The organism is Candidatus Megaera polyxenophila (genome assembly GCF_029982035.1).
GTDB lineage: Bacteria > Pseudomonadota > Alphaproteobacteria > Rickettsiales > Rickettsiaceae > Megaera > Megaera polyxenophila.
Genome location: NZ_CP104166.1, coordinates 612,888 through 624,706, shown reverse-complemented (window position 1 = coordinate 624,706; position 11,819 = coordinate 612,888). Strand labels below are relative to the sequence as shown.

Sequence of the window (11,819 nt, the reverse complement as noted above, 5' to 3'; positions counted from 1 at the left end):
ATAAGTTGACATTAACAACTATTAGTTACTATAAATACCACACACTAAAAGTTATAATAAAAATAAATGAAAGTACAATCAGTTATATTAGCAGGAGGAAATGGATCTCGCCTATGGCCATTATCTCAAAAAACAAGACCGAAACAATTTATAAAAAATTTTGCCAATTTAAGTTTATTCCAAAACACGATAATCCGTAATAGCTATTTGGGGAAGCCTTTAATAGTTGCCAATATTAATAATCAAGAAATTGTAGTTAAGCAGTTAAAAGAAATAAATGTACCGGCTAAAATAATTTTTGAACCTGATTCAAAAAATACAGCTATATGTGCGTTAGCGGCATCATACTACGCAAAACAACAAGGCTATGATACTATAATTCTTATTCCATCAGATCATCGCATCGAGGACTGGTTAAATTATAGAGACAGTTTAAATATAGCCTTAAAAGCCACTAAAAAGTATAAATTTAGTGTAATAGGTGTGCCTCCAACCTCCCCTAACATAAATTTCGGTTATATAAAAGCAAAACAACAAATAAATAAGGATGTGTATTTAGGAACTAAATTTATAGAAAAACCCGATAAAGAATTAGCTAAAAAATTAACTGCCCTACCAGAATATTTTTGGAATTCAGGGATTTATGTTTTCAATATTGATTATATTTTAGTATAGGAAATTCAAAATTTGCAACCAGAAAAATCATCAATCAGCTTTTTAAAAATTCGTTTAATAAATATGTAGTTACCAGCCACAATATTAGAAATTATCAACACTTTTACAAAAATCTCTGCCAGAATCTATCTAAAAATAGGTTCAGTTTTACAAATTATGTGGCCAAGACGTGAAAGAAGTGTTCGCCATAATGATGTTATCTAGGCGTTGATAATAATTCATTGGTTCTTATTAATAACAATGGCGGAGATAAACCGTAATAAACTTGCCGCAGATTCATACATTTATTGCAATTATAGCAAAACAGAGGATCTATTTTATAGTATAGGAAATTCAAAATTTGCAACCAGAAAAATCATCAATCAGCTTTTTAAAAATTCGTTTAATAAATATGTAGTTACCAGCCACAATATTAGAAATTATCAACACTTTTACAAAAATCTCTGCCAGAATCTATCTAAAAATAGGTTCAGTTTTACAAATTATGTGGCCAAGACGTGAAAGAAGTGTTCGCCATAATGATGTTATCTAGGCGTTGATAATAATTCATTGGTTCTTATTAATAACAATGGCGGAGATAAACCGTAATAAACTTGCCGCAGATTCATACATTTATTGCAATTATAGCAAAACAGAGGATCTATTTTAAAATTCAACCAAATCATTAATCTCCAACTAATGAGCTTAGTTTTCTTATGAACGATTTGATTAATTGCCTTATATACGATAGGTAATTGTACGCCCCTAGTTCTATTAGATAAAAAACCGTAATACCTAATCATTCGAAAATAACGATCTGGTATATGCATAATCAGACTAGCTATGAACTGCATCACGGGCATAGTTATGCGATCAATTGTATTATTATAGTGATCAAGAAATTTAAACGTTACCTGCTTTCCGTCGTAATTTTCTATTCTTGTCTCGGAAATAGGGGGCGTTTTATATACCGCCCTAAATATTCTATGTTGCGTTTATGATCATCCGATGGTTTTTGTAAATAAACATACCAACTGATTTCGTATAAACTACTCATCCAGTTATTAAAATTCTCAGCATTTTGATATGCGGACGGCAACTTCAAATTACTTGAGATATATTGAAAGCGAAATAACTCAAGGACTCTATGTCTCCACATTTTTTTAATAGGTTCGGCAGGAAAAAATAATTTTTGCCACTTGCCTTTGCTATTTATACCGCCGCAAGTAACCGATAAATGGATATGAACATTGCGTTTTAAATCTCTACCGAAAGTGTGTAAGGCAGTAAATATACCAACCACAAGATTTTTCTTTGTAGCTATCTCCTTAATAATTCCTGCTGCAATACCGGAAATCAATCCAAACAGATCACGATTGAGCCAAAATATCGGCCATAAAGAGTCCGGCATTGTAAATGTAATGTGCTGCCATCGTGTTTTTGGTAGAACATTGCTAGCCTTACTCACCCATTGATCCGTTTGTTTCTTACCACAACGAGAACAAAACCTACCTTTACAGCTGAATGCTACCGATTTATTGCGGTTACAATCACGGCAGCTATAACGTTTAAATCCTAAATATTTCGTTCCACACGATATAACTTTAGTGACGTTGAAAATAATGCCGTATCTTAGCTTGCCGTATTTTTTAGCGAAATCGAGACCAATTACCACGGTCTAGAAAAATATGTTTTATAGATATTCCTTTACCGACTATTTCCATAAATTACTTATAGTTAATGTTTTCTTACCAAGGAATCTTTCTTCCTTTGCGTTCTAAATCAAATTCTTTACAATCAGGGCAATAGTAAACAGAATTATACTTATGATTGGGAGATATTTTTCGCAACATTATCCAGAAAGCCTTGGCTATTTCCTTATCTCCTTCGGAAAAAATCTTTTGATCCTGCTGTAAGGAATTGCTTGCTCTTTAGAAATGGCCTTAAGAGTTTTTACCGCTAATTCATTGACCAAATGCTGCTCAGAGTGCAAGTTACTCATAACTCAATTATATATTATCTTATGTATGTCTAACATTCAGTCTTTATAACTCAAGTTAAAACAAATCAAATACCAGTATTATAATCCTCCATAAATATTTATCGGTCAAGGGTATCTTCTTTTAAGCTGCCACCGATAGGTGGCTTATCTTGTAGTATAGGAATTTCAAAATTTGTAACCAGAAAAATTGTTAATCAAAACTTTGAAAATTCGTTTAATAAAATGTAGTTACAAGCCACAATATTAGAAATTATCAACACTTTTATAAAAATCTCTGCCAGAATCTATCTAAAAATAGGTTCAGTTTTACAAATTATGTGGCTAAGACGTGAAAGAAGTGTTCGCCATAATGATGTTATCTAGGCGTTGATAATAATTCATTGATTCTTATTAATAACAATGGCGGAGATAAACCGTAATAAACTTGCCGCAGATTCATACATTTATTGCAATTATAGCAAAACAGAGGATCTATTTTAAAATTCAACCAAATCATTAATCTCCAACTAATGAGCTTAGTTTTCTTATGAACGATTTGATTAATTGCCTTATATACGATAGGTAATTGTACGCCCCTAGTTCTATTAGATAAAAAACCGTAATACCTAATCATTCGAAAATAACGATCTGGTATATGCATAATCAGACTAGCTATGAACTGCATCACGGGCATAGTTATGCGATCAATTGTATTATTATAGTGATCAAGAAATTTAAACGTTACCTGCTTTCCGTCGTAATTTTCTATTCTTGTCTCGGAAATAGGGGGCGTTTTATATACCGCCCTAAATATTCTATGTTGCGTTTATGATCATCCGATGGTTTTTGTAAATAAACATACCAACTGATTTCGTATAAACTACTCATCCAGTTATTAAAATTCTCAGCATTTTGATATGCGGACGGCAACTTCAAATTACTTGAGATATATTGAAAGCGAAATAACTCAAGGACTCTATGTCTCCACATTTTTTTAATAGGTTCGGCAGGAAAAAATAATTTTTGCCACTTGCCTTTGCTATTTATACCGCCGCAAGTAACCGATAAATGGATATGAACATTGCGTTTTAAATCTCTACCGAAAGTGTGTAAGGCAGTAAATATACCAACCACAAGATTTTTCTTTGTAGCTATCTCCTTAATAATTCCTGCTGCAATACCGGAAATCAATCCAAACAGATCACGATTGAGCCAAAATATCGGCCATAAAGAGTCCGGCATTGTAAATGTAATGTGCTGCCATCGTGTTTTTGGTAGAACATTGCTAGCCTTACTCACCCATTGATCCGTTTGTTTCTTACCACAACGAGAACAAAACCTACCTTTACAGCTGAATGCTACCGATTTATTGCGGTTACAATCACGGCAGCTATAACGTTTAAATCCTAAATATTTCGTTCCACACGATATAACTTTAGTGACGTTGAAAATAATGCCGTATCTTAGCTTGCCGTATTTTTTAGCGAAATCGAGACCAATTACCACGGTCTAGAAAAATATGTTTTATAGATATTCCTTTACCGACTATTTCCATAAATTACTTATAGTTAATGTTTTCTTACCAAGGAATCTTTCTTCCTTTGCGTTCTAAATCAAATTCTTTACAATCAGGGCAATAGTAAACAGAATTATACTTATGATTGGGAGATATTTTTCGCAACATTATCCAGAAAGCCTTGGCTATTTCCTTATCTCCTTCGGAAAAAATCTTTTTGATCCTGCTGTAAGGAATTGCTTGCTCTTTAGAAATGGCCTTAAGAGTTTTTACCGCTAATTCATTGACCAAATGCTGCTCAGAGTGCAAGTTACTCATAACTCAATTATATATTATCTTATGTATGTCTAACATTCAGTCTTTATAACTCAAGTTAAAACAAATCAAATACCAGTATTATAATCCTCCATAAATATTTATCGGTCAAGAGTATCTTCTTTTAAGCTGCCACCGATAGGTGGCTTATCTTGTTAAGTTAACAAAGCAATTTATCCCCATAATAAATAGAAACTTATCGATAATATTTAATTCAAATTTGTCTACAAAGAATATACTTAAATTAGATAAAAAAGCATATAATAACCTCCCTTCAGTTTCTTTTGATAACGCAATTTCCGAAAGATTACAGAAAATTGCACTTGTTAAAGCTAATTTCAGATGGAATGACCTTGGTACTTGGGAGAGCATGTGGAATCTTGATAAAACTACTAACCAACCAACTCCCGTCAAAGGGCAAGGTGTAGTAGTTACTCATAACGTTAAGGATTCTTATATTAATTCTGATGCTGAAAAAACCATAGCTATTGATTTAAAAAATATACTGATTATTTTTAAAAATGGCCAACTTCTGGTAGCTAATAAAAATTCTACAGAATTTATAAAACCATTAGTTGTTGATAATACTTAAACTTGTAAAGAAAACCTTATATGGCATTTAAAAATTTATATATTTTTTTACAGCTCAAAACACATAAAGGTAACCTATGTATTTAAAGCATTCTCTTAGAAAAAAAATTTTAGCAGAGAGAACTTTATTTGACCGAGATAAATTCTTGGCAGAAAACAAATTAATTGTAGAAAATACTAAATTAGCGATCAGTGCCTTATATAAAAATTTATCAAATAAGGACAGGGACTCTACTGAGGTTGAAACTAACAATTTCGAAATATTTAGTGCTGCAAATCCTATAGGCTTATATTTACCCCTTAAAGGTGAACCAGATTTAACTAGCCTTTTAGATAATAATTGGGTATTTTGCTTGCCTAAAATAAATGGTGACAAAATAGAATTTGTCCATTATCACAAAAGTATGGTCCTAGAAAAAGAGTCAAAGGGCATTAAACATCCCCCTTCGGATACTATTTTAGTTCCAAGTATAGTTATCGTACCGGGTTTAGCTTACTGCCAAAAAGGTTATAGGCTTGGTTTTGGCTCCGGATGTTACGACAAGTATTTCTCTAGACTGATAATTAATACTCCAACAACCAAAATAGGTGTATGTTTTGATAAATATCTGTTAGAATCTTTACCAATTGAAAAACATGACACAAAGTTTGACTATGTCATTACAGAGAACACCGTTCTAAAGCTATAATACTTATATGATGTTTACTATTTTTGATATTGCCGTTTTCACTGTAATTGCTATTTCAACAATTATGGGTTTATATAAAGGCTTACTTGGTATGGCTATAAATCTCGCAGGTTTTGTAGTCTCTATTGCTGCTGCAATTTTTCTGTTTCCATATGTACAAATTGCCCTTGCAAAACACGTTGAGAATGAACTACTGTTATCAATTCTTAGCGGCTCTATATCTTATGTTTGCTCTTTATTTATTTTAACTTCTATCACATCAAAAGTTAGTGATGTACTTAGTACAATCAGTAGCGGATTTTTTGATCGCACTTTAGGCACTATTGCCGGTTTTTTTAGAGGATTAATAATTTCTACCGTAATATTTGCATTAACGGCTATTTTTTCTTCAGGAGCATATTTGAAAGCAGAAAATGGTGAAGAGATAATATCTAATCTTAATGCTGAAAAATATCCGGATTGGCTTAATAATTCCAAAACTACCGAATATCTGGAAATATTATTAAAAGAATCACTTGCTCTATTACCTAAAAATACCCTTCAATCGATTAAATTGCCAAAACCAGAAGCAAACCTGGAAACAGGCCAGGAAATTATAGACAACATAAAAAGAAAAAAGGGAGAGGACATTAACTACTAGATAAGTAAGTTTAACTCCCGTAAATAAAAATTTAGATAAAGCTGCAAGACACTCAAAAAATGGATACTTAAACAATGTTTTACATCACTACTTAAATAATGGAAAAATACACCCTTAAGGAGCATTTTTTAGAACTCAAAAAGCGTTTTTTTATAATTATCGCTTTCTTTATTTGCGCCTTTATATTTTGCTATTATTTCAGTAATTACATATATAACTTTATTTTGAGTCCTTTAGCAGAAGTAACAAGTAATCATAAAAGAAAAGTAATTTACACCGGAATGACTGAAGCTTTTTTTACATATTTAAAACTTAGTTTGTGGGCTGCATTTTTGATAATAATTCCGGTTATATCGTATCAGCTATATAGGTTTATATCTCCCGGGTTATTAAAAAATGAAAAAACTATTATCTTACCTACGTTAGTAATATCACCCTTATTATTTTACCTTGGTGGGGTTTTTGTTTTCTATTTAGTAATGCCCAATGCCTGGCAATTCTTTTTAAGTTTTGAAAATCTAGACTCAAGCATGCCGATTATTCTAGAAGCTCGCATTAGCGAATATTTAACTGTAGTAATGCAGCTTATTACAGCCTTTGGTTTGGCCTTTGAGCTTCCTGTAATAATGTTGATATTAAGCGTATTAGAATTGGTTTCAGCTCAAGGCTTACGAAATAAAAGAAGGTTAGCTATTGTAATAATTTTTATTATCGCAGCTATTCTGACCCCACCGGATGTTCTAAGTCAGATATCCCTTGCAATACCATTGATTCTATTATATGAAATTTCAATTGTAATATGTAACCTCATCGAAAATAGGAGTAAAAAAAATGCTGGATATTAAGTGGATTAGAGAAAATAAAGAAGAATTTAATGATTTACTCTTAAAAAGAGGAGTAGAAGTTAATACTGAAGAAATTATTAAATTAGATGAGGAAAAAAGACAACTAATTACTCTTGTCCAGGAATTCCAGCAAGCAAAAAATAAGAAATCAAAAAAACTCGCTAGTTTAAAGGGCAAAGCATCCAGAGAATTCGAAGACATAAAAAGGGATGTAGAGCATATTAATGATAAACTAGCTGAGCTAGGTAAATCAATAACAAATGGTGATAAATTAAAAGAGATACTAGATACAGTTCCTAACTTACCAGCTCCTGATGTTCCTTATGGGGTAGATGAGAGTATGAACAAATTCATTCGTGATTTTAAAAAACCTATTGAAAACAAGTGGGCTAAGGAACATTTTGATCTGGGACTGGATCTAGGCATGATGGATTTCGAACAGACAGCTAAAATTTCAGGCAGTAGGTTCGTTACTCTCAAGGGACAATTAGCAACTTTAGAACGTGCTTTATTCAATTTTATGCTAGATACTCATACTACAGATTTCGGATTTGAAGAAATTTCTCCGCCGACATTAGTTAGACCTGAGGCTATGTATAATACGGCTCAATTACCAAAGCTAGCTGACGAATCATATATAACTAGCGATAATAAATTCAGGCTTATCCCTACCGGAGAGGTGCCACTAACAAATATGGTAGCAGATAGCATTTTACAACGGGAAGAATTGCCAATTAGATATGTAGCTTATACGAACTGTTATAGATCAGAAGCCGGAAGTGCCGGAAAAGATACTAGAGGAATGATTAGAAACCATCAATTCGGTAAAGTAGAGCTTGTAACAATTACTACTCCTGAGGAATCAGAATTTGAACATGAGTATATGCTTAATGCTGCCGAAGAGATTTTAAAAAGGCTCGATATTCCTTATAGAGTAATGCTGCTTTGCACTGGTGATATGGGATTTCATGCAAAGAAAACTTATGATATAGAAGTATGGCTTCCAGGCCAAAATAAATATAGGGAGATATCTAGTATATCCAATTGCGGTGATTTCCAGGCACGAAGAATGAGAGCTCGCTACAAAGAAATCAATGCTAAAGAAACTCAATTCGTTCACACTTTAAATGGATCAGGTCTTGCTGTAGGCAGAACATTAGTTGCCGTACTTGAAAATTACCAAAATGAAGATGGGTCTATAACTATTCCTGAAGTTTTAGTACCTTATATGAATGGAAGAACTGTAATTCGTCGAAGTTAGAGTTTTTTTGATTGTTGGCAATTACAATTTTTATAGCACAATACTTAAGGGGTATCCATAACGACCGGACACTTACCCGAAGTATATTTTAAACAGTAAACTAGAAACTAGTTTGACTATTTTTATAATTTAATTTAGAATAACCCATCCGTGATTAGGTGATTCAATAACTCATAGAGCTCAATAAAATAATTTAGGCATTAACGTTATGTCCAGTTTTCTAGTCTTATCTGATTTTTAAGTTCCCTAGAACAAATAATTAAAACTCCTTATTTTTTGCTTTCGTCTAGTTAAAATTAGTTTTAACTAATTATAAACCACTATATAAACACAGTATTAATATTAAAAGCATGACTCCAAATTTACCGTTTTTGTTTGTTATCTCCTTACTTACATGTTGCATTGAAATTGATATCTCAGTCCCAAGTTTTCCTGATATTTCCGATTATTTTGACATTTCAGACGGTCTAACTCAAATGACTATCGCTGTCAATTTTTTTGGATTTTGTCTCTCAAGTGTTGTCTACGGCCCTTTATCTGATTCTTACGGAAGAAGAAATGTAATGCTGATTGGTAATGCAATCATGTTAATAGGAGCAATATTTTGTGTAGTTGCAGATAGTATTGAATCATTACTTATCGCAAGATTTATTCAAGGGTTTGGGGCAAGCACATCTGCCGTGGTTGTGTTTGCAATGATTGCGGATGTTTATGAAACAGAAAAGGCTGCTAAATTAATTGGAGTTATGAATTCCTTGATTACTGTTTTTATGTCTATTGCTCCTATAGCCGGAGGATTTATCAATAATTTAGTAGGCTTTAGAGGTAATTACTTCGTAATAGCCTTAGTTTCTCTTATCTCTTGGGTTATGCTTTATTTCCAGTTACCAGAAACAAAGAAAGACAAAAAACCTTTAGAAATAAGAACTATAGCTAAAAATTTTTATATTTTAGCTACTGACAAAAGGTTCTTATATGCTTCCTTAACTCCCAGCTTAACTTATAGCGGATATATGAGTTTTATTGCCTGCGCACCCTTTTTATATATTGAAACTTATAACCTACCAATCATGTATTATGCTATTAACCAAGGGATCATAATTGCTATATTTTCTATGTTTAGCATGTATTCCGGGCGTATCACTTCTTACCTCGGAGAAAAGACTTGTGTAGTCTATGGAACTATTTTACTTTTCTTTGCGGGAGTATTTGGCTTATTGGTAGGATTGTTATTTCCCAAATCACCTTTTTTGACAACAAGCTTCATGACTATATATTCAATTGGAGCGGCAATAACTTATCCCATCATTTTTACTAAATCCTTAGATATTTTTCCTGAGATCAGAGGCACGGCATCTTCAACCATAATGGCATCTCGATCCTTACTTTGCGCATTATTTATAGCATTTACGAGTTATATTTATAACGGGAGATTGCTAAATATCTCACTTGGTTTATTACTTAGCAGCCTACTTACGGTATTTTTTACTTTTAGATTGCTTAAGTTAATTGGTTTTGCTACAAAAAAGAACTAGACTGTTATAAATATATATTCGATGAAAAAACAAATAGCATATCCTAAATTTATACCACGGCTTTTTTCGATGACTATAGATTTAGTAATCTTGTCAATTGTTTTAACTCCGGTAATGAATATTATTTCCCGCTACGTTTTTATCTATGCCTTTTACCAATTTTTTGTAGATTTTTCCATTGATATTCATAATACCCAGACAATGCTAGAAGCAGTAAAGATGCCGGAATTTGCTTCTTATATTTCTGCCATGCGGTTTTTTGGTTATATGGCAGTATTATTCATATTAAATACTTTATTTATGGGTATATATTTCGTTTTCTTTTGGCACAAGTTTGGAGCAACACCAGGGAAAATGATTATGCGTATGAAAATTGTTGATGCTAGCGATTATTCTAGGCCTTCTATTTATCGACTTTGTAAAAGGTTCTGCGGTTATATTACTATAATTATCGGCATTTTTAATATGCTTATAAGCAAAACCGGCCAAGCTACGCACGATAAAATAGCACATACCGTCGTGATAAAAAGTTAGGTAAGCAAAAAGCTTTCCTCTTTTATTTTGCAATTTATTGTTCCTATATATAAAATTGGTTTTTAGAGTAGATAATATAAATAAAGTTATTAAAAATGAATATTCACGAATACCAAGCAAAACAAGTGTTGAACAAATATGGTGTACCAACTTCTCATGGAATTGTTGCCTTAAAAGCTGGTGATATTGACAATTTATTAGATAATTTTAACGCTGATATTTATGTTGTTAAGGCCCAAATTCATGCAGGAGGACGTGGCAAAGCAGGAGGTGTTAAGGTAGTCACAAATAAAGATGAGGCAAGAAAAATCGCTCATAATATGATGGGAATAAAATTAGTCACTCATCAAACAGGGCCATCCGGTCAGATAGTAAAAAGGGTTTACGTAGAATCAGGTTGCAACATTTCTAAAGAATATTATTTTAGCGTAGTTCTGGATAGAGCAACCAGCAAAATCACTTTTATGGCTTCTACAGAAGGAGGTGTAGATATCGAGGAAGTAGCATTACATCATCCAGAAAAATTAATAAAAATATCAGTAGATCCGGTCATGGGAATTCAACCTTTTCATTGCCGCAGCATAGCTTTTAGGCTGGGCTTTTCAGGGGATCAGGCAAAACAAATGATGAAAACTGCCGAAGCAACTTACAATGCATTTATAGGAACTGATGCTTCGCAAATAGAAATAAACCCTCTAGTAGCTACTACAGAAGGAAATTTACTTGCTCTTGATGCAAAAATCAATTTTGATGATAATGGTTTGTTTAGACATCCGGACATTGCTATGCTCAGAGATGAGGACGAGGAAGACCCTTTGGAAACTAGAGCCAGCCGAGCTGATTTAAATTATGTGAGAATGGACGGCAACATCGGCTGTATGGTAAATGGGGCAGGCCTTGCAATGGCTACCATGGATATCATAAAATTATATGGAGCATCACCTGCTAATTTCTTGGATGTAGGAGGTGGAGCTGACAAAGAAAGAGTTACCGAAGCTTTTAAAATTATCATCTCAGATAAAGCGGTAAAGGGAATATTAGTTAATATATTCGGAGGCATTATGCGCTGCGATATTATTGCAGAAGGAATAATTGCCGCAGCAAAAGATGTCCAGTTAGATGTACCCCTTGTAGTTAGGTTAGCGGGAACAAATTTTGAACTTGGAAAGAAGATATTAGCAAATTCGGGTTTAAAAATAATTGCAGCGGATGATTTAGCTGATGCTGCTGAAAAAATAGTAAAAGCTATATAAGGATA

At 32.9% G+C, this 11,819-nt stretch carries 11 protein-coding genes and 2 pseudogenes; 9 read left to right on the top strand and 4 right to left on the bottom strand.

The features are described from left to right. Positions 1–66 precede the first annotated feature (66 nt). Positions 67–675, top strand: coding sequence for a sugar phosphate nucleotidyltransferase (locus N3Z16_RS03355; protein WP_282486730.1), 609 nt, complete (start codon positions 67–69; stop codon positions 673–675). Positions 676–1,199: 524 nt separating this feature from the next. On the opposite strand, the pseudogene N3Z16_RS03350 reads toward N3Z16_RS03355, so the two are convergent. The 4 genes and pseudogenes from N3Z16_RS03350 to N3Z16_RS03335 all read right to left on the bottom strand — a co-directional run bounded on the left by N3Z16_RS03350 (position 1,200) and on the right by N3Z16_RS03335 (position 4,469). Beyond that, a pseudogene (locus tag N3Z16_RS03350) lies at positions 1,200–2,329 on the bottom strand (IS91 family transposase). Between the two features lie 195 nt (positions 2,330–2,524). Next, positions 2,525–2,656 carry a hypothetical protein gene (locus N3Z16_RS03345; protein WP_282486222.1) on the bottom strand — a complete coding sequence of 44 codons (132 nt, stop codon included), beginning with the start codon at positions 2,654–2,656 and terminating at the stop codon, positions 2,525–2,527. A gap of 355 nt (positions 2,657–3,011) precedes the next feature. Beyond that, positions 3,012–4,141 (bottom strand): annotated as a pseudogene (locus tag N3Z16_RS03340) (IS91 family transposase). A 73-nt stretch (positions 4,142–4,214) separates the two neighbouring features. Further along, a complete protein-coding gene (locus tag N3Z16_RS03335; protein ID WP_282485543.1) occupies positions 4,215–4,469 on the bottom strand; it encodes a hypothetical protein in 255 nt (84 codons plus the stop codon). A gap of 217 nt (positions 4,470–4,686) precedes the next feature. Here N3Z16_RS03335 and N3Z16_RS03330 point away from each other — a divergent pair, with 217 nt between their 5' ends. From N3Z16_RS03330 to sucC, 8 genes are all read left to right on the top strand, one after another. After that, positions 4,687–5,058, top strand: coding sequence for a hypothetical protein (locus N3Z16_RS03330; RefSeq protein WP_282486728.1), 372 nt, complete (start codon positions 4,687–4,689; stop codon positions 5,056–5,058). Positions 5,059–5,134: 76 nt separating this feature from the next. Then, a complete protein-coding gene (locus N3Z16_RS03325; protein ID WP_282486727.1) occupies positions 5,135–5,746 on the top strand; it encodes a 5-formyltetrahydrofolate cyclo-ligase in 612 nt (203 codons plus the stop codon). A 7-nt stretch (positions 5,747–5,753) separates the two neighbouring features. Then, complete coding sequence (locus N3Z16_RS03320; protein ID WP_282486725.1) at positions 5,754–6,386, top strand: CvpA family protein; 633 nt, start codon at positions 5,754–5,756, stop codon at positions 6,384–6,386. Between the two features lie 98 nt (positions 6,387–6,484). Continuing rightward, the gene (gene tatC / locus N3Z16_RS03315; protein ID WP_223939529.1) at positions 6,485–7,231 is read left to right on the top strand and encodes a twin-arginine translocase subunit TatC; all 747 of its coding nucleotides are present in this window, start codon (positions 6,485–6,487) and stop codon (positions 7,229–7,231) included. Continuing rightward, entirely contained in the window at positions 7,218–8,492 is a 1,275-nt protein-coding gene (serS, locus tag N3Z16_RS03310) for a serine--tRNA ligase (protein ID WP_282486724.1), read from the top strand. The genes tatC and serS overlap by 14 nt, the downstream gene beginning before the upstream one ends. A 350-nt stretch (positions 8,493–8,842) precedes the next feature. After that, positions 8,843–10,027: a multidrug effflux MFS transporter gene (locus tag N3Z16_RS03305; RefSeq protein WP_282486723.1), complete on the top strand. Its 1,185-nt coding sequence runs from the start codon at positions 8,843–8,845 to the stop codon at positions 10,025–10,027. A 21-nt stretch (positions 10,028–10,048) separates the two neighbouring features. Beyond that, on the top strand, positions 10,049–10,561 hold the full coding sequence (locus N3Z16_RS03300; RefSeq protein ID WP_223939097.1) for an RDD family protein: 513 nt from the start codon (positions 10,049–10,051) through the stop codon (positions 10,559–10,561). A gap of 95 nt (positions 10,562–10,656) precedes the next feature. Then, positions 10,657–11,814 (top strand): ADP-forming succinate--CoA ligase subunit beta, encoded by a 1,158-nt coding sequence (gene sucC / locus N3Z16_RS03295; protein WP_282486722.1) that lies wholly within the window; start codon positions 10,657–10,659, stop codon positions 11,812–11,814. The last annotated feature ends 5 nt before the right edge of the window (positions 11,815–11,819 follow it).